Source organism: Fischerella thermalis PCC 7521 (genome assembly GCF_000317225.1).
GTDB lineage: Bacteria > Cyanobacteriota > Cyanobacteriia > Cyanobacteriales > Nostocaceae > Fischerella > Fischerella thermalis.
The window spans coordinates 56072-79061 of sequence record NZ_AJLL01000061.1; the positions used below are offsets into that span (position 1 = coordinate 56072).

Annotated in this window: 14 protein-coding genes; 7 read left to right on the forward strand and 7 right to left on the reverse strand. The window is 42.8% G+C overall.

The features are described from left to right. The 3 genes from acs to UYK_RS0113105 form a co-directional block, all read right to left on the reverse strand. Nucleotides 1-1971, reverse strand: coding sequence for an acetate--CoA ligase (gene acs / locus UYK_RS0113095; protein ID WP_009457316.1), 1971 nt, complete (start codon nt 1969-1971; stop codon nt 1-3). A 311-nt stretch (nt 1972-2282) separates the two neighbouring features. Continuing rightward, nucleotides 2283-3470, reverse strand: a complete 1188-nt coding sequence (locus UYK_RS0113100) for a glycosyltransferase family 4 protein (RefSeq protein ID WP_009457315.1) — start codon at nt 3468-3470, stop codon at nt 2283-2285. Between the two features lie 110 nt (nt 3471-3580). Next, nucleotides 3581-5215: a DUF2079 domain-containing protein gene (locus UYK_RS0113105; RefSeq protein WP_009457314.1), complete on the reverse strand. Its 1635-nt coding sequence runs from the start codon at nt 5213-5215 to the stop codon at nt 3581-3583. Between the two features lie 301 nt (nt 5216-5516). Between UYK_RS0113105 and UYK_RS0113110 the strand changes: the two genes are divergently transcribed. Together UYK_RS0113110 and UYK_RS0113115 are read left to right on the forward strand one after the other, a co-directional pair. Next, the gene (locus UYK_RS0113110; protein ID WP_009457313.1) at nt 5517-6911 is read left to right on the forward strand and encodes a TldD/PmbA family protein; all 1395 of its coding nucleotides are present in this window, start codon (nt 5517-5519) and stop codon (nt 6909-6911) included. 88 nt (nt 6912-6999) lie between these two features. Beyond that, nucleotides 7000-8808: an alpha/beta hydrolase gene (locus UYK_RS0113115; RefSeq protein WP_009457312.1), complete on the forward strand. Its 1809-nt coding sequence runs from the start codon at nt 7000-7002 to the stop codon at nt 8806-8808. 155 nt (nt 8809-8963) lie between these two features. On the opposite strand, the gene UYK_RS0113120 is transcribed toward UYK_RS0113115, so the two are convergent. Next, entirely contained in the window at nt 8964-10622 is a 1659-nt protein-coding gene (locus UYK_RS0113120; protein WP_009457311.1) for an alpha-amylase family glycosyl hydrolase, read from the reverse strand. Between the two features lie 220 nt (nt 10623-10842). On the opposite strand from UYK_RS0113120, the gene UYK_RS27565 reads away from it, so the two are divergent. The 4 genes from UYK_RS27565 to UYK_RS0113135 all read left to right on the forward strand — a co-directional run bounded on the left by UYK_RS27565 (nt 10843) and on the right by UYK_RS0113135 (nt 13877). Beyond that, nucleotides 10843-10974 (forward strand): hypothetical protein, encoded by a 132-nt coding sequence (locus UYK_RS27565; RefSeq protein WP_257998850.1) that lies wholly within the window; start codon nt 10843-10845, stop codon nt 10972-10974. Nucleotides 10975-11036: 62 nt separating this feature from the next. Continuing rightward, nucleotides 11037-12467, forward strand: coding sequence for a dihydrolipoyl dehydrogenase (lpdA, locus tag UYK_RS0113125; protein WP_009457310.1), 1431 nt, complete (start codon nt 11037-11039; stop codon nt 12465-12467). A 97-nt stretch (nt 12468-12564) separates the two neighbouring features. Beyond that, entirely contained in the window at nt 12565-13452 is an 888-nt protein-coding gene (gene trpC / locus UYK_RS0113130) for an indole-3-glycerol phosphate synthase TrpC (protein ID WP_009457309.1), read from the forward strand. Nucleotides 13453-13625: 173 nt separating this feature from the next. Further along, entirely contained in the window at nt 13626-13877 is a 252-nt protein-coding gene (locus UYK_RS0113135; protein ID WP_009457308.1) for a DUF5340 domain-containing protein, read from the forward strand. A 107-nt stretch (nt 13878-13984) separates the two neighbouring features. Here UYK_RS0113135 and UYK_RS0113140 read toward each other — a convergent pair whose 3' ends face one another. The 3 genes from UYK_RS0113140 to UYK_RS0113150 form a co-directional block, all read right to left on the reverse strand. Then, nucleotides 13985-16183, reverse strand: coding sequence for a beta-barrel domain-containing protein (locus tag UYK_RS0113140; protein ID WP_009457307.1), 2199 nt, complete (start codon nt 16181-16183; stop codon nt 13985-13987). 93 nt (nt 16184-16276) lie between these two features. Then, nucleotides 16277-19216, reverse strand: coding sequence for a peptidase domain-containing ABC transporter (locus tag UYK_RS0113145; protein WP_009457306.1), 2940 nt, complete (start codon nt 19214-19216; stop codon nt 16277-16279). A 280-nt stretch (nt 19217-19496) separates the two neighbouring features. Continuing rightward, a complete protein-coding gene (locus UYK_RS0113150) occupies nt 19497-20249 on the reverse strand; it encodes a peptidylprolyl isomerase (RefSeq protein ID WP_009457305.1) in 753 nt (250 codons plus the stop codon). A gap of 822 nt (nt 20250-21071) precedes the next feature. Between UYK_RS0113150 and UYK_RS0113155 the strand changes: the two genes are divergently transcribed. Next, entirely contained in the window at nt 21072-22964 is a 1893-nt protein-coding gene (locus UYK_RS0113155) for a choice-of-anchor Q domain-containing protein (protein ID WP_009457304.1), read from the forward strand. Nucleotides 22965-22990: the final 26 nt, after the last annotated feature.

Below are 22990 nucleotides of genomic sequence, written 5' to 3' on the forward strand. Positions count from 1 at the left end.
CTAAGCACCTTCCCGTAGCTTATCTAACACACTTCTATCCTCAAGGGTAGAAGTATCACCTGATACTTCCTGTCCGGCAGCAAGATTCCGTAATAAGCGGCGCATAATCTTACCAGATCGGGTTTTAGGCAAAGCATCGGTAAAACGAATTTCTCCGGGACGAGCGATCGCACCAATTTCACTAACGACGTGCTGTTTGAGTTCTTTATTGAGTGCTTCACTCGGATTATTACCACCCTCTAAAGTCACAAAAGCAACTATTTCTTCCCCTTTAAGTTCATCTGGTTTACCTACCACAGCCGCCTCAGCCACCGCAGGGTGGGAAACTAAGGCTGATTCGATTTCCATTGTTCCCAAACGATGCCCTGATACATTAATCACATCATCAACACGACCCATCACCCAGAAATAACCGTCTTCATCTCGTCTTGCACCGTCGCCTGCAAAATAAATATACTGCCCATCTTTCGGGGGAATATGTTCCCAATAAGTACGGCGAAAGCGCTCCGGATCACCGTATACTGTCCGCATCATCCCAGGCCAAGGATAGCGAACTACCAAATAGCCGCCTTCGTTGTCGCCAACAGAATTACCTTCCAGATCCACCACATCGGCTAATATTCCTGGGAAAGGACGAGTTGCAGAACCAGGTTTGGTAGGAATAGCTCCTGGAAGCGGTGTAATCATGATTCCACCAGTTTCAGTTTGCCACCATGTGTCGACAATCGGACAGCGTTCGCCACCAATCACCCTGTGATACCACACCCAAGCTTCCGGGTTAATGGGTTCACCTACAGTTCCCAGCAAACGTAGAGAAGATAAATTCCGGGCTTTGGGTAAATGTTCACCCATTTTGATAAAAGCACGAATCGCGGTGGGTGCAGTATAAAAAATCGTCACGCCATACTTTTCAATAACATCCCACATACACCCAGGATTAGAAGCACGGGGCGCGCCTTCATACATTACCGTTGTGGCACCGTTGGAAAGCGGCCCATAAACAATGTAGCTGTGCCCCGTAATCCAACCGACATCCGCAGTACACCAGTATACATCCGTATCTTGCAGGTCAAAAATCCATTTGGTGGTAATGTGAGTATACAAATTGTATCCAGCAGTTGTATGCACAACTCCTTTGGGTTTACCGGTACTACCAGAAGTGTAGAGAATAAACAGCATATCCTCGCTGTCCATCTCTTCGGCGGGACAATCTGCGCTCACACCCTTTTGCAAATCATGCCACCAATGGTCACGTCCTGGTTCCATGTTAGTTTTTTGATTGGTACGAGCGACAACTAAAACGTTTTGCACAGTCGAGACTGTACCATCTGCCAAAGCTTTATCTACTTGTTCCTTGAGAGGGACGATCGCATCTTTACGCCAACCACCATCAGCAGTGATCACTAATTTGGCTTGGGCGTCAATTAATCGATCCCGTAAAGCTTCCGCACTAAAACCACCAAAGACAACACTGTGGGGTGCGCCAATTCTCGCACAAGCAAGCATAGCAATGGCAGCTTCGGGAATCATCGGCATATAAATACCAACGCGATCGCCCTTTTGTACTCCCAATTGTTTAAGCACATTGGCAAATTGACAAACTTCCCGATGTAGTTGGGCGTAGGTGAGGGTGCGTGAGTCTCCTGGTTCTCCTTCCCAAATGATCGCAGCTTTATTTTTGCGCCAAGTAGTTAAATGTCTGTCAAGACAATTGTAAGAAATATTAATTTTACCGTTCACAAACCACTTAGCAAACGGTGGTTGCCAATCTAAAACTTTCTCCCACTTCGCAAACCAGTTTAATTCTTGTTCTGCCAATTCTGCCCAGAATTGTTCAGGATGGGCTTTAGCTTTTTCGTAGAGGCGCTGATATTCTTGCAGGCTTTTAATATGGGCGCTTTGGGAGAATTCTGGAGTTGGGGAAAATAAACGTTTTTCTTGGAGGATTGACTCTATCGTTGGTTGAGACATAATCGCTTCAATGGTGTTCTGGAAACTATTGTGTATGCAGATTTACCACAAATGTTTTGATTGTCATGAAGATTGATGTAAAATGCAACGATCAATAGAAAAGAATGTAGGGTCGTCGAGATGGCATTGAGCGACGACAACTTAAACGCCGACGAGATGAACTATTGCAACCATGCAAGCAAATAATTGACAATGCAGATATGCAGATACAGGTTTGCAAGGTTTATGAAGCTGTACTTAGTGTCTTAGTGTCTTAGTGTTTCAAAAATAATCTTTTTCACCACAAAAACACAAAGACACCAAGAATTTTCTTACCACACTACGAGCGATCGCTCATGCACCACTCGCTGATACACTTCTTCTGTTTGCTTGCCTAATTTCGGCCAGCTAAAGCGTCGTTCCAAATCTTCGTAAGCGTTATCAATTAGCCATTGGCGATAACCGGGATTTTTTAGAACTTCCAAAATTCCCCATGCTAAAGAATCAGGGTTATTGGTATAGGTGACAATGCCTGTTTTTGTATGTTGCACTACTTCTGGGAAACCGCCTGTATCAGATACTACTACCGGTACACGAGAAGCAAAGCTTTCTAAGGCAACGATTCCAAAGGGTTCATAAAGGCTGGGAAAAACAGCACAGTCGGCAATGGTTTGAAATTTATCTAAGTACTCATCTGAGATAAAGCCGGTAAAATAGCATTTATGCCAAATCCCCATATCCCAAGCTTGTTTTTTGAGATGATCAGTGTTGCCACCACCGATAATTACAAACTTAACGTAACCCCCCATTTCTTGGAGTACTTTAGGAGCAGCGGCTAAGAGCAAAGATACACCTTTTTCGTAGGTCATGCGACCGACATAGTAAACGATTTTTTCGCTGTCTTCAGCAAATTGGCGACGAAAGTCTTGGGCGTGAAAGTCTTCGTGATGGCGTTTTTTTTCTGGACGAATACCGTTATAAATAACGTCTATTTTATCCCAAGGACTATGTAAGGCTCGTTCTACTTCTCGACGCATGTAGTCGGTGCAGACAATAATTCGCCAAGCGTTGTAGGCTAATAGTTCTTCTTTACCACTGATATAACGTTGGGTATCTGTGTAAATACCGTTGTAGCGTCCGTATTCAGTAGCGTGGATTGTTGCAATTAGGGGAATTTTAAAGGTATGCTTGAGAGCGATCGCCGCATCTGCAACTAACCAATCATGAGCATGGATAAGATCAAAGGGGCCTTCTTCCGCGATCAATTTTCCCCCATGGCTGCCCATGCTTTCATTCATGTTTACTACCCAATGGAAAAAGTCGTTACCACTAGCCACAGGAATGCGATGCACACGCACTCCGTCCACGACTTCAAACATGGGTGCATGACCAAATTCAGGTGTAATTAGATGAACTTCATGCCCTAAATTGGCGATTTCTGGGTACAGTTCTGAGACATGGCGCGCAATTCCTCCAACAATACGGGGCGGAAATTCCCAACTCAGTACTAATATTTTCATTTGATGCAATCCCCCAAGCCTTTAGATTTATCTAAAATTTGTCATTGGTTATTGGTTAGTGGTTAGTTGTTATTCCTCTACTCCCCATCACCCCATCTCCCTTGTCCTCCTTATCCCCGATCCCCTTCTACTAACTGTTGCCGGAATTGTAACCAAGCTGCTTTTGCCTGTGTGTCCGAACTGGCAGCTTTTTTTAATAAAATGACGCCATCTTCAAAGCCTATGATTCCATATTCGCCATTATTGATGAGCTGGTCAATCAGTGGGGTTAAATCTTTTAATAAGCTGCGATCGCTTTTAAATGCAGCTTGATATTTTTGCAATTGCCAAAGATCAGCGATCGCGTAATCTACTTTAATTACTTCTTGGGCATCATTACGTAGTTCCAAGGCAGGTAAACGCAAGATTTCCCGGCGGCTAGAAAGATGGGGAACTATGTAGGTAGTTGCAGATACACTCGCATCTGGGGGAATTTGTGCCAGCAGGGGGCGCATCTGATTTACATGTTGCCATTGTTGTGGCAATGAGACGTATACTAGTGGTTTGACTGAATCTGGAATGACAAAATAAAAAGTGCGATTGGGATTAGATGTAAAGGTAAAAAATAGAGACAGACAAATACAACCTATCCACAAACGGCAAAATGCAGGTTTAAATTTTTGTTGACGCTGCGACCACCAGAGAATAGACCCGTAAAATAATCCTGGGACGACGGTTAAAGCGTAACGGATGGTAATAGATAAAACAGATTCTCCTTTGCCTAGTAATAATTTCAATAGGGGAAAACCAGCGATCATCCAAGAACCAGGGGCTACAGCAGGTACAAATGCTAAGGGTAACCACTGTCCTAATAAGTATTTAATAGTTCTATCTAGTGGTGTAAATAACTCTACTAATAAACGCAGCGGATTGCTAATCATCCCCCAAATAATTTCTATGGTGGAAGCTTCCTCACCATCGGCATATTGTCCAAATCGTTCCAACATAAACCGTTGCGAAATATCTTTAGAAAACAACGGCATGATCAAATTAGTTAATACTAATATGTAACCAAAACTGAGGATACATACAGCAACGCCAGCGCGGGGAAAGCGTTTACTCAAAATCATGTAAACTCCAACCCCAAATAATCCTATACCTGCATCTTCCCGTACAGCTAAAATCAAAACTGCCAGCAACCAAAATAACCACCACCAGCGTTTTTCCATTGCTAGCAGCAGGGTAAATACAAACAAGGGAATCTGGCAAATGTCGTGAAAGTTACTCAGAGTCGGCCCGATCACCGCGTTCGCACCGTAAAAGCTGGCGGTAATCATGACTGCTAATGGTGGTTGAAGATATTGCCTAGCTAGTACGTACAACACCAAACCCGCCGCCGTGATTAGTGTAACTTGCAAAACAGTTAAAGTGGCAGGAGAGGGAAATAAGGCATAGATGGGTAGCCACAGCAATAACGCCGGCGTAAAGTGTTGTCCGAGTCGATGATAATATACTGTGGGAACTTCGCCAGCGTGAACTACATTAGTCGAAAGACTAGAAGAAAGAGAACTTTGAAAAAAACGACCATGCAGGTTATTCCAAAAAACTTGGTTAAAAATGCCTTGGTCAAAGGAAGCGTAAAAGGTATAGTAGCGGTGCAGGGTAAATAACAAACACAGGAAAAAAAAGATTCCTGCCAACAGCAAGACTGTCTTGCTGGCATTACCTGCCTTTAACTTAAATATTTTTGGCAGCTTTGCTTGCATTTTTGACAACATCAACGATAAAGGCTTGCCGTACACTCTATGGCGATCGCATTAAAAAAGAATACAAGATAAAGGATCAAAAAACACACTTTATACTTCACGTTTCATCCTAGAAGTTTCACGGGGAGCATCCTAAATGTTCAAAAATTCCCCTGGGATTGAAATCGCAGTCTCATAACTAAAGGTTGAAACCCTTTGCGTATATTGAAAAAATTGGGATGCTCCCGTTTCACGCTTTATCCTTGAAGTTTCAGCCTTTATTAGAGAATATAAACAAGTCCTCATTGTTCCTATCTGCCAAATGCCTACCTTGCTTGTGGATGTGCAAAATTTGCTTTCTGACTTACTGAAGCGTTATGCATCTAAGGTGGATTATTTAATGATTCGCCTAGAAGAAGCTGAAGGTACAGATATACTGTTGCGTGGCGACAAAGTAGAAACTCTCAGCGAGGCTATTTCTATCGGTGGACATATTCGTGCTGCTTATAGGGGTGGATGGGGGTTCAGCAGTTTTAACCGCTTGACAACAATTGCTGAACGTATCGAAGAAGCAATTGCTGCTGCGAGGATGGTTGGTGATGAAGAAACTATACTTGCTCCCGTTGAACCAGTGCAAGCAGTTTGTCAATTACCCTTGACAGGTACTGATCCCCGGCTTGTTTCTTTAAGTCGTAAAAAAGAATTATGCGATCGCTATTGTGATCTCCTCAAAAGTGTAGACCATCGCATCAGCACCACATCTGTACGCTACAGTGACACCAGTCAAAAAGTAATTGTTGCTACTAGTGAAGGCACTTTCATTGAACAGTCTTGGGTAGATATGGAAATGCGCTTTGCTGCCACTGCTAGAGATGGTGATACTGTGCAAACTGGCAGAGAAACCACCGGTTCGCGCCAGGCTTTTGAAGATTTAATCAACCTAGATACACAAGTCAAAAGCGCTGCCGAAAGGGCAGTAGCAGCTTTAACTTTACCATCAGTCAAAGGTGATACCTACACCGTAGTTATTGATCCGATTCTTACTGGTTTATTTGTTCACGAAGCCTTTGGACATCTATCAGAAGCAGATATGGCTTACGAAAACCCAGATTTGTTAGAGGTAATGACCTTTGGACGCAGGTTTGGCCCGGAAGAATTACAAATTTTTGATGGTGCAGCCCTAACTGGACATCGTGGTAGTTATTTTTACGATGATGAAGGCACACCTGCAACAATTACGCAGTTAATTCAAGATGGGATTTTGGTAGGAAGATTGCATTCCCGTGAAACCGCAGGTAAGTTAGGAGAAACAGCAACAGGCAACGCTAGGTGTTTAAATTATCACTATGCCCCCATTGTCCGCATGACCAATACATGGATAGAAAGAGGTAAAACACCTGTGGCTGATTTATTCAGTGGTATTAAACAAGGAGTTTATGCGCGTAACTGGTTGGGTGGAATGACCAATGGGGAAATGTTCACCTTCAGCGCTGGGGAAGCTTGGATGATTAGAAATGGGAAAATAGCTGAACCAGTCAAAGATGTAACTCTCTCAGGAAACGTGTTTCAAACCCTGGCAGATATAGAAGCAATTGGTGACGACTTTTACTGGGACGAGTCTGGTGGTTGTGGTAAAGACGCACAAAATGGTTTAGCTGTAGGTTGTGGCGGGCCAAGTCTGCGGATACGTGATGTGGTTGTTGGGGGAGAGGCGTGAGTGATGGGGAGGTGGGGAGTATGGGGAGAATAAATACTTATGCCCAATGACCAATGACCAATGACAAATAACAAATGACAAATGGCAAATGACACAACCCAGAGGCATACGAGCATTCCTAATCCAAAATCGAAAATCTAAAATCCAAAATCGTATTGGGTGGTTCTCAGGTGCCTTTCTTATTACCACCTGTCTCATACCTACGATCATTCCCCGTCCTGTCTTGGGTGCAGAACGGTTAACCCTGTCCTACGGTCTGTTGGAGCGTTCTATATCAGTTCAATCTCTAGAAGATTACGCCAGAACAGGCAAAATCGATGATGAATTGGCTGCTTATTTTCAATATGCACCCAAAGAGCGACTAGAGCAAATCAAACAGGTATTACTAACTCCTATTCCCTTAAATGTGGTACAAGTTTCCCAGTTTCTCTACACACCAATCGGGGAAAGATTGCTAGAGAATTTGGCAACAGTGATTGAGGGTGAAACTCGGGCTACTGGTTTATACGGAATTCGTGCAGCATTAATTTTAGCTGCGGCTGAACCGGAAGGCTTGACTTTATTAAATGTACTACGCAAGTTTCCCTCAAGTCGGCTTTCAATTAATTTAGCCCGCGCCCTACAGCTAGCCAACTTAGCCCAGAGTTTTCTCAACCAGACTCAACAAGCGATCGCCCTCATTCAAAAAGAAGCTAACCAAGAAGCAACCACTGCTTCACCAGAAAGTATTAGTAACACTATAAACTTATTGCAACCAGGATCTTATCAATGGCAAAAGCAAACCATTAACCTCAATGATCAGTCTCGTGATCGTATCTATCCCGCCGATATTTATTTACCAGAAGTTTCTCAGCCTAGACCAGTTATTGTCATCTCCCACGGACTTGGTTCTGATCGAACTAGTTTTGTTTACTTAGCTGAATATTTGGCTTCCTATGGGTTTGTTGTGGCGGTTCCTGAACATCCTGGTAGCAACGCTCAGCAGTTACAAGCATTACTATCAGGTAGAGCAGCTGATATTACAAGTCCCAGGGAGTTTATTGATCGACCTTTGGATGTAAGATACCTTTTAGATGAACTTGCTCGCCGCTCACGGTCTGAAGCAGCTTTCCAGGGGCAGTTAAATTTGGAACAGGTAGGCGTAATTGGTCAATCCTTTGGAGGTTACACAGCTTTAGCATTAGCAGGCGCACCAATTAACTTTTCCCAAATCCAACAAAGCTGTCCACCCCCACAAGATACCCTCAATGTTTCGCTTTTACTCCAGTGTTTGACTGCGGAATTATCCTTACCTGAGGAGTATGACCTATCTGATTCACGCATCAAAGCAGCGATCGCTATTAACCCAATTAATAGCATTGTTCTCGGCAAAGATAGCCTCAGTCAAATCAAAATTCCGGTCATGATTGTTAGCAGCAGTAATGATACAGCTGCCCCAGCTTTGCCAGAACAAATTCAACCTTTTACTTGGTTAACAACTACTAACAAGTATTTAGCATTAATTAGTGGCGGTACGCACTTTTCGACAATCGCAGAATCACCAAACTCTGTCATCCCTGTTCCCGAACAAGTGATCGGCCCAAATCCGGCTTTAGCACAACGCTATGTTAAATTTTTAAGCCTGCCCTTTTTCCAAAGCTATGTGGCTAATCAACCAAGTTACCTGACTTATTTAAATGCAGATTACATTCACAGAATTAGTCAACAACCATTGCCACTCTCATTAGTGCGATCGCTTAATTTGAAAACTGATAATACTTCCCTATTACAAGTTACGGCTGATATAGAGACGGAAGAAACATTGCGTTCGGTAAAAAATAGTTTTTTTGAGAAATCGACTACTCTCTTGGAAAGCTTTGAGGTTCCCTGCGGGACGCTGCTTTGTAGACGCCCGTAGGGCGGCTTCAAGAAAGAGTACGCCCCAAGCCCTTGCTCAAACTTTCCGCCAATGCACACTCACTAGATCCTGGCAAAAATATTTTTACCCCACCCTAACCCTAAGCAAAATCTGGGAGGGGAATAGGGGGTTAATTCGACTTTTGCAAGAGGTCTCTAGTGCCAAACAAACACCTTGGCTTCGTAAGGGCCAATATCAATCATGATGCCATCATCGCCAGCTTCAACATCATAATTTCCTGTCCATTCGTGCCATGTACCACCATTAGGGAAATTAGGCACATGATAGCCAGCAAGGAAGTTTTCTGAGAAATTAGCGACAACAACCACACGGGAACCTTCATCATTCCAGCGACTATAAGCTAATACTTTTGCCTCTGGATTTTCGTGGATAAAGTCAATATTTTCTGTGTAAAGCGCATGATTTTGTTTACGCAGGTTAATTAAACCTTTATAGTACTCAAATAAACCGCGATTCAAATCATTACCTAGTAGTGTCCAATCAATTTTTGCTGATTCTGGAGTCTTAGGTTTATACTCACCAAACTCTTCACCCATCCAAACTAAAGGTACACCAACAGCAGTCATTAAAATCGCCACACCCAATCTGATTCTTCTGAAAGCTTCCTCATCAAAAATGTTGCGATCGCCTAAATCAACCATCAAATGATTATGGTCATGATTTGTCAAGTAATTAACAACATTTGTAGCGCCCATGAAGCCTTGACGTTTACAGTCAATGACATCTTTGAGTCGTTCTAAATCAAAGGTTTCACCACAAATATGTTCCTTAATACAGTGGTAGAAACTATCATGCCAGCAACCATCCATCGGTCCATCAACATTAGTGATGCTGGTAGTTTCAGGAATGTGTTCAGCAACATTATAAAAAGGTTTCGCACCAGCAGTTTTTTTCGCTTCTTGTACAATCCAGTGCATGAAATCATAATTCGCAATTTGCCGCGCTGCGTCGTAGCGAATACCATCAATATGATATTCTTCAATCCAAAAACGGACTGTATCGCCAATAAATCTACGAGCTGGATAAGTCTCTAAATTTTCATCATATAATTCGTAATTAAACTCAGGCCCCCAGCTATTATCAGGGTCACGCGGAGAATGATGATACCAATAATCGTGGTCTATCTGAGTTAATGGACTTGATGCTTCTGAGTGATTGTAAATCCCGTCCATAATGACGCGAATTCCTCTAGCATGGCACTCATCAATCAGATTTTTTAACTCAGCTGTAGAACCATAGCTAGATTCTGTGGCAAAAAAATAGCGGGGGTTGTATCCCCAGCTATGATCACCTGGATATTCTTTCACAGGCATTAACTCAATAGCATTAATACCCAATTCACAGAGATAATCTAATTTTTCAATTACATGCTTATACTTACCACGTGCATAAGGATCATCTTCACCACCGGAAAAGTCCCCGACATGCAATTCATAAATTACTAATTCATGGTCAGCAGCTAAAGGTTTATCGTCATGCTGCCAAACGTAAGTATCAACTATTCTTTGTCCATCTTTGATATGTACGATCCCGTGATCTTGACCACTTAATTCATCTATATCTATAGCATATGGATCTGTAACATCAACCCATTGGTCTTCTTCCAAAAACCAGGATTTCGACTGTAAACGGAATTTATATTGATAATCTCCATCTTCTAATTCAACTGTTGTACGGAAATAACCATCATTACCTTTTTCCATTGGAATCTCTTGCCAATCAGAAAAAGAACCAATTAAAGCTGCTGCTTTGTTATAGGGCGCAAATAGGTTAAATTCAATTGGCTTCGCCATAATTTTTCAGTTTATTTTGATTAGTGAATCCTTGTATAAATATTCTCTGATTTTCAAAAATAAAAGCCAATCTTTCCCTAGAAATAAATAAATAACAATTACCTCTGCCTTCAGGAATAAATATTGAATAAATAATCAAAATTAATTATAAATAATTACTAATATCTCACCGTTAATAGTTAGTGGTTAGTGGTTAGTAGTTGGTTGTTGATAATTTCCAATGCCCAATGCCCATACTCCACCCTTCCGGGAAGCCTGTGAGCGCGTCTACACACCCCTCACACTCCTCACACTCCTCACACCCCTCACCTCCCCATCTCCCCACTCCCCCCAACAGCCTAAAATTAAATAGACTTGCACTGATTACTTTGTCAGTTTAAGAATATATAGGGCTATGCACGCGGGGAAACTAACGTGAGTCAAGGATTTGATTATGATTTAGTGATTATCGGCGCTGGAGTGGGCGGACATGGAGCTGCCTTGCACGCCGTTAGTTGTGGTTTGAAGACAGCAATCATTGAAGCGGCTGATATGGGGGGAACCTGTGTCAACCGAGGCTGCATTCCTTCTAAGGCATTGTTGGCAGCCTCTGGACGTGTACGAGAACTCAGAGACGCCCATCATCTCAAAACGTTGGGGATTAAAGTCGCAGGTGTACAATTTGATCGGCAAGCGATCGCCGACCACGCTAATAATCTTGTTGCGAAAATTCAAGGAGACCTAACCAACAGCCTCAAGCGTTTGGGGGTTGATATTATTCGGGGTTGGGGCAAAATCGTCGGCGCTCAAAAAGTCAGTATAATAACAGAAAGTGGTGAAAAAACCATCACTGCCAAAGATATTATTCTTTCTCCTGGTTCAGTTCCCTTTGTCCCTCCCGGGATTGAAGTAGATGGAAAAACGGTATTTACCAGTGACCAAGGGGTAAAATTAGAATCATTACCAAATTGGGTCGCAATCATTGGTAGTGGTTACATAGGTTTGGAATTTTCTGATGTTTACTCGGCTTTGGGCTGCGAAATTACTATGATCGAGGCACTCGATCAATTAATGCCAGGATTTGATCGTGATATTGCCAAACTTGCCGAACGGGTGCTAATCACTCCTCGCGATATCGAAACTTATGTAGGAGTATACGCCAAAAGAGTCATCCCGGGTTCCCCAGTGGTAATAGAATTAGCCGACTTCAAAACCAAAGAAGATGTAGATGTGCTAGAAGTCGATGCTTGTTTAGTGGCAACCGGACGGATTCCAGCTACCCAAAATCTCGGTTTAGAATCAGTAGGTGTAGAATTAGACCGCAGGAATTTTATTCCCGTCAATGACACTATGGCTGTGTTAAGTGGGGGTGAACCTGTGCCACATTTGTGGGCAATTGGCGATGCCACTGGCAAAATGATGCTAGCCCATGCTGCCTCTGCTCAGGGTATTGTGGCAGTAGAAAATATCTGCGGTAGACACAAAGAAATAGACTATCTTAGTATCCCCGCAGCAGCCTTTACTCACCCCGAAGTGAGCTATGTCGGGATGACCGAAGTACAAGCCAAGGAAAAAGCCACCGCCGGAGGTTTTGAAATCGGAGTGGCAAAGAGTTACTTCAAAGGTAATTCCAAAGCCTTGGCAGAAGGCGAAGCCGATGGTATGGCTAAAGTAATTTATCGTAAAGACAGTGGTGAAGTTCTGGGAGTCCATATTTTTGGAATGCACGCCTCCGACCTCATCCACGAAGCCTCAGCCGCGATCGCCAACCGTCAATCTGTCCACACCCTCGCCTATTTGGTTCACGCCCACCCCACACTCTCAGAAGTGCTAGACGAAGCTTATAAACGCGCAGTCGCCCTCTAAATGCTGAATGATGAATGATGATGAATTATCAAACCTTCATCACTCATCATTCATAATTCATAATTCATAATTCATAATTCATAATTCATAATTTCCCATGCAAATCCGTCGCCGTCCACCAAATCCAACTGTTGCAGTGTCTAATTTAAGATATCAGGTTGCCACTCCTGATGCTGAACCAAGAAACATCCTCGAAAAAATTGTTTGGCAAAAAGAAGAAGAAGTAGACCAAATGCGGGAAAAGCAACCCTTACAGGAGTTGCAAAAGCAAGCTTTAACTGCACCGGCTACCCGTGATTTTGTGGCGGCGCTACGAGATGGAAAGACTAAACCAGCTTTAATTGCTGAAGTCAAAAAAGCTTCTCCCAGCAAAGGTGTGATCAGAGAAGATTTTGATCCAGTGGCGATCGCTTTGCAATATCAACAAGGCGGCGCTAGTTGCATTTCTGTATTAACAGATGAAAAATTCTTTCAAGGTAGCTTTGATAATTTAGCTAAAATCCGCACTGCTGTGGATTTACCGTTGCTGTGTAAGGAATTTATTATCTATCCCTATCAAATGTATCTAGCCCGCGTTCTTGGTGCAGATGCAGTTTTGCTGATTGCAGCTATCCTCAGCGATCAGGATTTACAATACTTTGTTAAAATTGCCAATACTCTCAAAATGGCAGCATTAATTGAAGTCCACACTTTAGCAGAACTTGACCGTGTGTTAGCTATAGATGGTGTTTCTTTAGTAGGTATTAATAATCGTAACCTCGAAGATTTTTCTGTTGATTTACAAACCACTTGTGAGCTTTTATCAGCAAGAGGTAAAAATTTGCAGGAACGGAACATTATTGTTGTGAGTGAGTCAGGACTACATACACCTGATGACCTGCATGTGGTAAAAAAAGCAGGCGCTTCTGCTGTCCTGATTGGTGAATCATTAGTTAAACAACCAGATCCAGAATTAGCGATTGCTAATCTTTTCACCAAATATTAATTACTTGAGTCAAGCCAGTATTCCAATATGAACATAATTAAACGTAAAATGCTTATGCCCATAAACTAGATAGGTTCAGCCTTTCTCCTTGTGCCATCTGCCTTCTACTTATGTAACAATTTACTGATTAACAAACAGTCTTGGATTGGAAATCAAAATAAAAAATAAACTTCATGGAGCAAATTCCTCTGCCTTCACCCATCCACTACGAACTCATACTGCAATTACTAGAAAGACAAACAATGTTAGCAGTAAGTAATAATCCAGAACTGCGAAATCAAGTCAATCAGCTAATTATTACTCTCCGCAAAGCTGCTGTGCAACAAAAACATCTAGAAGAAATTTGCCAAGGTTCATCAATGACTGTTGATCACCGTTGGTCACTTAATCATCTGAGTGGCGAACACGTATCTTCATTTGAATAAGCAAAAGCAACAGAGACTGCGTATGGTAGGGGAAGGTGAACCCCGACCAACGCAAACTTCATCCAGTTATACTAACTCTGTGTAAACTGAATTAGTAAAACTCCAGACTAACGAGTATATTTTAGGCTCTCTATCTTGCCTAAGAATTTTTCTGTGAAAATACTCATCACAGTCCGTTTACGAACATTGATATTAGCGTTCAAAGACATGCCAGACTGGAGAGGGATTTCTTTGCCGTTAACGTTAATCGATTGTTTTGATAAGCGAATTTCAGCCGGGAAACGGTAGTATGGAGTGTTTTGATCAGGTGGTAAAGCATCAGAACCAATCCGAACTACTTCGCCTCGAATATCACTAAATTCTGTGTAGGGGAAAGAATCAATCCGCACATCAACGGGCATTCCATTTTTGACAAAGCCAATATCATTGTTGGTGATAAAAACTTGAGCAACAAGATTTTCTGGCGGCACGATTTTGAGAATGGATTCGCTGGTATTGTAGACGTAACCAGAACTACGAGGCTTAAGATCAAAAACAATTCCACTAGTTGTAGCTCGAATTTCTTGATATTTTAGGGTCGAAAGAATTTCGCTAATTTCGCCATCAATTTCTTGGATGCGTTTTTTATTTTCGACCATCACTTTGGTGAGTTGACTATCTATTTCAGCAATGCGCTTTTCGTTCTCAGCAATTTTACTGAGTAAATCTTCTTTAGATAGAGCGATCGCATTTTCTAATTTCTTTTGTGATTGTGCGATCGCCAGCCGCAAACGTTGTTCTTCTTGCACAAGGCGGTTAACTTCAGCTTTGCTAGCGTCTGCTGTTTGGCGCTTTTCTAGATAAGGTAAGCGAGCAAAGGCTCCTTTTTTCACCAAAGTGTTTAAATTATCGGCAATTTCCAAATTTGTTGCCAGACTACCCCTCGCACTCGTTAATTGGACTTGCACTTGATTTAACTGCTTGGTTAATTGTTCTACGTCTAGCCGTGCTGTGGCAAGGCGAGAGTCTCTTTCTGTTTGTCTGTTAATCAAACGTTCTCGCAAGTCTGGATCAAGGTTACGTATTGCTGTCTCACCCAGCAATTCTGCACGATAAAGTTCATTTTCCCGTACCAAGGCAACACGGTTTTCTGTGAGTGATGCTAACTCTGGTGATATCTGGAACTCTCTTGTAGTAGAATTAGCTGTTGCAGTTCGCATCTGGGTACGGTAAAAATTATTTTCTCGTACTATGCTGGCTCGCACTTGTTGCAGTGAGCGTAGTTTTGCTTGGGCAACTGTGGGGTCAAAACTAACCAAAAGATCGCCTTTTTCGACTCTTTGTCCTTCCTGAACATGAATTTTGTTGATCACTCCCCCCACTGGTGCTTGAATTTCTTTCACTAAACCTTTGGGTTCGAGTTTTCCTTGCACGGGAACAGATTCATCGATTTTGGCAGTACAAGCCCAAACCACTGCAAAACTGGTCACACCGACAATGCTCCAAACAATAGCATGTGACCAGACACGGGATTGTTTTAAAATGACCGGCTGATCAAAGTCATGTGTCTCACTAGGTGTATCACGAGGTATGGTAATTCCCGAACTGAAAATTGCTGTACTTCCTTGCAACAGCAATTGCCATTGACGTTGGGTTTTTGGCAGACGCTTCCAAATAAATACTAATCCCCCAGCTGTCAGCAAAAACATGAAACCACCCAAAGGCAAGAAAATAGATGTTTGGCTTGGGGCAGCTTCTAAGTAATTTACATGGTAATTGTTGTTTTGATTTTGGTTTTGATTTGTGTTTTGGCGATCGCTTTGATTTACCAAATTATCTGCTTGACTTGCGCTTGAATTTATGCTTTCTTGGCTGCTCTGAGCTACAAAACTATCTCCGGGGTCAGTTTTAGTAGTTTTAACCTTGGGTGGGGATGGTTGGAGTGCCTGCCAAGTTGTAGCATCAACAACACCTCCAGCAGAGTCTAATACTTTCTCTTCCTGAAATTCAATAACTGCTGCTTGGGTAAGTACACCGAATTTACCATCAATTGCACCGTGATAATGTCCCAATTTTTGCAGCTGAGTTTGCAGTTGGGAAACAGCTGTACCTTGACTACCAAGTTGCAATCTCGGTTGGTTTGATGGTGAAAAACTTACTTTAGTGGCTTCCGGTTCAGTCACACAGTTATGCAAATCTGGGTTTGATGGAGTTGTTATTTCATCTACCAGAATTTGCTCACAATGATTAGCAGGTGTTTCGGGGGTATTAAGTGACGCTTCTGAACAGTTTGTACAAGCTAGCAGCAACAAAGATGGATCAAGCATGGTTTTGTTTTATGTAGAGGAGGTGTAGTAGGAGGTAGGGAGGTGGGGAGTGGGAGGATAAGGGAAGGGAGAAAATTGACTATTGACCCTTGACTACTCTTCTTGCCCTTGTTGTTGATAGAGACAGTAATACCGTCCTTTCATGGCCATGAGTTCTTCATGGGTTCCTTGTTCAGCGATCGCACCCCGATCCATGATGATGATGACATCGGCATTTTTGACGGTGTTCAGACGGTGGGTGATGAAGAAGACAGTGCGACCACTAAAGACTTCCATGAGGTTGCGACATACTTGTTGTTCTGATTGGTAATCTAAAGCGCTGGTGGCTTCGTCTAAAATCAGTAGTCGCGGATTTTGTAAAATTGTACGGGCGATGGCGATACGTTGCCGTTGTCCACCGGAAAGGGCAGAACCCCGTTCTCCCACGCTGGTGTTGTAGCCGTTGGGTAGTGCCATGATGAAATCATGGGCGGCGGCTGCTTTGGCAGCTGCAATAATTTCTTCGGTAGTTGCTTCTGGGCGAATGAGGGCGATGTTTTCTTGAATCGTTCCTTCAAATAATAGGGTATCTTGTAGCACCATGCCAATTTGACGGCGCAGGGAATTTAACTCTACTTTCCTAACGTCATAACCATCTATCTGAATTTGCCCTGTCAATGGTTCGTAGAGCCTGGGTAATAGTTTTGTCATTGTACTTTTACCGGAACCACTTTGGCCGACGATGCCGACGAAAGTACCAGGGGCAATATCAAGATTGATATTGAGCAGTTGCAAAGCATCGTCAGGATTGAAACCAAAGGAAACGTTTGTGTATTTGACTGCGCCTTGAATTTCCGGTAAGGGGATATTGTGGCGATCGCTTGGCTGTACTTCCGGTGCGGTATCTAAGACATCACCCAGACGTTCGATGGATAATGCCACTTCTTGAAAGTTCTGTGAAAGTTGAATCAGACGTAACAAGGGACTGGTAACATAACCAGCAATGATGCGAAAGGCGATTAATTGACCAAGGGTAAGTTGATTCGAGATCACTAAATGAGCGCCTACCCACAACAATACAAAACTAGAGAATTGATTTAAAAATCCACTGATGGAGTTGGCGGTGCTGGAAGTTAGTACGTTCTTAAATCCAGCGCTGATGTAGCGGGTATAGCGATCGCGCCATTGCCAACGGGATTTTAATTCAATATTCTGGGCTTTGACTGTTTGAATGCCGGTGAGTACCTCAACTAAATAAGATTGGGTATCAGCATAGCGTTCGGCTTTTTTGCGTAATTGTCGCTGGACGACGGGAACCACCAAAGTTGTCAACAGGGCAAACAATGGGACACAAGCCAGTGCAACTAGTGTCAGCACCCAACTATAAAACAGCATGACGGCGATATAAATCACTGAAAACACCGCATCTAGCACCACTGTCAACGCTGTTCCTGTGAGGAAAGAACGAATATTTTCTAATTCATTAATCCGCCCTGCCAATTCGCCGACGCGGCGGCGTTCAAAGTAACTTAGGGGCAATCGCAACAGATGTTCAATGACTTCTGAACCCAGGCGGATATCAATTCGGTTGGTGGTATCGGCAAATAAATAGGTACGCAGACTCGTCAAGATGGCTTCAAATACTGCAATGACAAGCAAGAAAATCCCCAAAATATCGAGAGTATCGAGGCTTTTTTGCATCAAGACGTTATCGATGATGATCTGGGTAATGATTGGGTTTGCCAAGCCAAATACTTGCACAAAAAACGAAGCAACTAGAACCTCAATCAATACCAAGCGGTATTTGTAGATGGAAGGTAAAAACCAACGCAGACTAAATTTTTCTGGACGTTCCTCTTCTGGTTTTTCGATAACTAAGACTTGTCCTGATTGTCCCCAGATTTTGCCAAACTCCACCAGAGAATAATAAGAAATGCCTGTTTCTGGGGCAGCAACGACGATTTCATGTTCTGTGATTTTATACAGTAAGGCCAAGCTTTCTTGCCAGTAAATGATGGCTGGCGCACTCAAACGATTGATGACGTTAGCAGGAACTTTGACTAACTGGGCTTGCAAACCCATCATTTCGACAATAGCCCCTGCTACTTGTAGGGAAATCTGCTTGTTCGATTTGAGTTGATTTGTCAAGACTTTGCGAATTAAATCCCGGCGAAAAGAACCCCCTAAGATGCGATGTAACATCTGGAAACACGCCAAGGAAACATCAAGGAGTCCTTGTCCTGATACAAAAATGCTGTCTGGTGGTGCGATATGTTCGACAGCAGGATTCGGTGGGTATTCTGGGGCGGGGGAGATTGCCAGAGTGGAAGTATTGTCTTTGTTAGCTTTCTCGTTATTAGACTTCCAGGGAATACCAATTAAGCGGATTTCGGTGTCACTGTGCCAAATATCTGGATGGTTGTTATCTATCAATAATCGACTACCAACGCTCATTCCATCGAACATACCAGCGCTGATTAGCCAGAGGTGGTCATCATTAAATTTCTGGGAATCTACTTTCCCTGGTGGCAGATTCACCACCGTTATTTGTTGCCAAAGCTGACGGACTAAGTCTTTTAAATCGGTAGCTGCATCTGCTTGTCGTTGGAGTTCCAAACTCAGGAGGTCAAAGACTTCTGTGATCTGAGGACGCGATCGCACTGCTTGGGCAAACTCTGGTTCTTTGGCCATTAATTGCAGAAATTCTTCTGCTTCCAGAGTAATAGCAATGACTTCGCTAGAAGCGATCGCTGCTTCGCAACTTACCCCACGTAATAATCCTAGCCAACCCAGGAACTCTCCTGGCTCTACCACCGTCAAACTCACCTGAGCAGCCCGACGTTGGTCGTAGCCCAATAGCCGCGCTTGTCCTTGATAAATTATCATCACTTGCGCTGGCATTCTTTCCCTCACCAACATCCACTGTCCAGTACGATATTGCAACAGTTGGCATTTCGCTGCAATTGTTTCTAAGGTGGCAGACGATAGTTTGCTGAAAGGGGGAGTGTCGGCTAAGAATTTTATGATGTCGGTTTGGGTAATAGCTGGCTTCATCTAAATTTCTCCTAGAAACTCCCACACAACAAGCATGGTCTATCCACCAACTTTTAGGGGTCGGTGGCGCTTTAGATAATGGGAAGAACATGTGCGATTTTTCTTGTCTCCTTTCCTCACAACCTCACTTCACAGTTATCAGTAAAATCCTTGGGTTTTAGTCCTCTACCATACGCCTTGATAACTGCGGCTAGTACTGTTCACTTCACTGAATTTAATGTTCCAGATCTCCACGGAGTGGGCAATCTGGGTTTTCATAAACCTGGGTGGTGTTGGTAATTTATGCTGCTACAGTTTCCATAACCTGGCTGGAAGATTGTAGGCGCGTTTGAACTTGTTTTTGTATCCAGGTTTCAAAGAGTTCATCTAATAACTGCTGCTGCATAGCGTCATTTAACTGTGCAGGCATTAATTTTTCTAGGCGAATGATGACAAACCACTCGGCTATAGCCCGTGGTTCCCAGAGTTGACCCGGTTGACTGATCGATAAAATTTGTTGAATGACTGGATGGGGTTGAGATAAGGGAACTGGCCCCAAAACTCCTCCTGTTTTTGCTTCTGGCCCTTGGGAATATTTCTCGGCGGCACTCGCAAAAGATTGTTCTCCTTCACAAATGCGAAAATACAATTCCTGGGCTAGTCCTTCGTCTTTGGTGCGAATTAGAGAATACACGACCTGATCTAGGTTGGCTTTGCGTTGCAGAAAGTAAGACTCTAATTTTCTGCCCCACATGAGAAGTTGAAATTTTTTGATCAGCACCGGACGGATTGCTAATTCTTGCATTTCTGCTTCTGTTAGCTGGTGCTGTTGCAACCATGCTTGTTGTTCCTCTGGTGAGGTGAGTTGATAACGCGCCCTAAAACTGGCGATCGCTGCTTGCTTCTCTGCTTCTGTGCAATTAAAAGGCGCGATCGCCTCGTCTATGACTTTGGCGCGTAATACCTGCGGCAACAACTGATAACGATGTAGCAAAGACAATAATTGATTTGCCTGAAGTACTTCGTTACCCACTTGCAAGGTTTGTATCGTCATAATTCCTAGCTTGCGCGATTCGTTGTTCTCAATGTTTGAAAATCTGAAATGTCTCACCAAGGGCAAGACTAGTCAGAAAGTCAATCTACAAATAGTTATAGTTAGACCCTGTCTCTATTGATTTACATCGAGTTTTTGATTGCATCAGGAAAATTTTTAATAAGACTTTGTCAATTTTTTACCCTGACTCTCGGGAAACTTTACCAAAACATTACATTCTATACTGATTTGCAATTTTTTTGACAAAAGCTTGTTACTCTTTTTGCGGTAAAGACTTTCTTAAAAATATTTTTTTTGTAATTAAAAGTACTTGATAGAGCGATTTTTGCTTCCCTGATTGGCAGATATATTAAAAGCTAATTATGCAAAATGGCCGAATAATATCAATTTTCCCATATAAAAGGACATTCAAAATATATGTATAAATTGTATTTTTGCCGTCTTGTGACAGTTGAATGACCGTCACAAGGCAAGCGCGAGAAAAGCTACAGTAGCTTTTATTCTGAGTGAATGAACAATTTCGTAGTCACTGCTTTTTTGCTGTTGTCGCAACAATATTTTGAGGTCAAGTATCCTGCGGGAAACTGCTCTTAGGGCATATACACCATTTCTTGTTCAAGAATTGCTGCAAGCATTGCATTAGTCACTTGTTCTTATATACGTGCGTACATACAAATGACTAATAGCAAAACAGATGAATTACTAGCTTCTCCGTACACCAGGAAAAAGCAATTACAAGTAATTCTCACTTTGGCTGTGTTGATAAATTTCCCGTAGGTATCCCAGGGAATCTACCATTTGGCGTTCATTAAAGGGATAATCATGGCGAATACTTTAGGTACAAACCTAAGTGGAGTTTCTGACCAGTCTAGCGGATTACCATTTTTGGACCACTTCAAAACTGCTAGTGACTGGATGCCTCAAAATTCCAAAATAGGGGAAAAGCCGCAAGGAATTCAACTGGATTTAGATCAAACTGGTTGGGTAAAATCCTTACCTAATTCAGGAGTTAGTACTTGGCAGCACAAAAGCTTGGGTACAAAAGACAATGGATTAGATAGCGGCAATGGCAGTAACCTATTTTCTCAAACACAAGATAGGCAATTCCTCAATAATGAGGGCATAGATAGAGATGTTCTGACTGGCATCAAAGACAATGGTATCAAGGAATTCAGCAATATAAAGCCTAATTCTGATACTCAACCAGAAACTACAACTTCAGATATTCTAGGCACGAGTATCAACTTCAGCGACTCTACTCGCGAACCAGCTGTTCTAGCAGCAACTACAGACTCGAGTCAGTCTAATAACTCCGGGAATGTCTACTACGTTTCACCCAATGGCAGCGATGATAATCCAGGTACACTTGATAAACCCTGGAAAACTGTAAACCATGCAGTGAATGAAAAATCTCCTGTTCAGTCAGGTGACACGATTCTAGTTCAACCCGGCACTTACACGGAAATCATCACCCTGGGTAAATCTGGTGATAGTAAGTTGGGTGACATCACACTCAAAGCCAATGGTGATGTTACCTTGCGTGATCCTGACCCAAAGAGTGGTTTTTTCCGGGAAGGAGTAATTCAGTCAGCTGGCAAAGGTAATTGGGTGATTGATGGCTTCCGAATTGAAAACACATCCTGGGCGGGAATTTCTTTACGTGACGCCTACAACATGACGGTGCAAAATAATCACACCTTCGAGACTGGTGCTTCTGGGATCATCGTCATGCCAGATACCTACTATGAAGGTGGGGAAGGCGAAGTGACGAGTAAAAATATCAAGGTGTTAAATAACACTGTAGAACGAGCAAGCTGGATCTGGAAGGGTAACGCTGCCAAACAAGGCAATATCAACGACGGTTTCGACCTCACAACTGGAACACAAGAATCATTGAGTATCTGGGGTGTTGATGGTTTCGAGGTGGCTCATAACACTGTCAAAGAAGGCAACCGCGAAGGTATTGATATCAAAACTGGCTCCCGCAATGGTTCTGTCCACCACAATATTGTTACTGGTCAAGCCATAGTTAGTGGTACACCCGATGGCTATAGCGGCGGTCCTGCCCTATATATTGAAGGTAACCGCGCTGACATGTTCAACATTGATGTTTACAACAATGTTGTTGCCAATAATACTGCTGGTGGACTTGTGATTACGGATGAAGTTCCCAATCAAGGAGATGTGTCTGATATCCGTGTCTACAACAACATTGTTCTTGATAACGGTAAGGATGGGGTGAATAGTGGTCAAGGAATTGGTGTCAGCAGTAATGTGAGTGATGTTGAAATTGTCAACAATACCGTTGATGGCAATGTTCAAGGTTTCTTAATCGATGGTTCTGACAACTATGGCGGTTATAAACCAAAGAACATTCTGGTTCGCAACAATATCTTTGCGAATAGCAGTTTTCGTAATGGGTTTGTTGAAGATGCTGAGAATGTCACCCTAGACCACAACTTATTTACGAATAAGTTTGAAAAAGTCTATGAAACCGGCAATGGCGTGAGTAATTTGCAAGCTGAGAACAATACGCAGACAGATTCGGTTGGATTTGCCGACTTAGAAGGCAATAATTTCAATCTCACAGCAGATTCACCAGCAATTGATGCTGGTTCCGCAGTGATCGCTGATTACGCAAAGCTGGATTACAACGGCAAACAACGCGGTCAAGGTAAGGGCGTTGATATAGGTGCTTATGAGTTCCAGTCTTAGGTAAAACCTTTGTGCTTAGGTGTTTT

Coding starts and splice junctions, on each gene's coding strand:
- acs (WP_009457316.1), bottom strand. CDS start 1,971: ATGTCTCAACCAACGATAGAGTCAATCCTCCAAGAAAAACGTTTATTT.
- UYK_RS0113100 (WP_009457315.1), bottom strand. CDS start 3,470: ATGAAAATATTAGTACTGAGTTGGGAATTTCCGCCCCGTATTGTTGGA.
- UYK_RS0113105 (WP_009457314.1), bottom strand. CDS start 5,215: ATGCAAGCAAAGCTGCCAAAAATATTTAAGTTAAAGGCAGGTAATGCC.
- UYK_RS0113110 (WP_009457313.1), top strand. CDS start 5,517: ATGCCTACCTTGCTTGTGGATGTGCAAAATTTGCTTTCTGACTTACTG.
- UYK_RS0113115 (WP_009457312.1), top strand. CDS start 7,000: ATGACACAACCCAGAGGCATACGAGCATTCCTAATCCAAAATCGAAAA.
- UYK_RS0113120 (WP_009457311.1), bottom strand. CDS start 10,622: ATGGCGAAGCCAATTGAATTTAACCTATTTGCGCCCTATAACAAAGCA.
- UYK_RS27565 (WP_257998850.1), top strand. CDS start 10,843: ATGCCCAATGCCCATACTCCACCCTTCCGGGAAGCCTGTGAGCGCGTC.
- trpC (WP_009457309.1), top strand. CDS start 12,565: ATGCAAATCCGTCGCCGTCCACCAAATCCAACTGTTGCAGTGTCTAAT.
- UYK_RS0113135 (WP_009457308.1), top strand. CDS start 13,626: ATGGAGCAAATTCCTCTGCCTTCACCCATCCACTACGAACTCATACTG.
- UYK_RS0113140 (WP_009457307.1), bottom strand. CDS start 16,183: ATGCTTGATCCATCTTTGTTGCTGCTAGCTTGTACAAACTGTTCAGAA.
- UYK_RS0113145 (WP_009457306.1), bottom strand. CDS start 19,216: ATGAAGCCAGCTATTACCCAAACCGACATCATAAAATTCTTAGCCGAC.
- UYK_RS0113150 (WP_009457305.1), bottom strand. CDS start 20,249: ATGACGATACAAACCTTGCAAGTGGGTAACGAAGTACTTCAGGCAAAT.
- UYK_RS0113155 (WP_009457304.1), top strand. CDS start 21,072: ATGGCGAATACTTTAGGTACAAACCTAAGTGGAGTTTCTGACCAGTCT.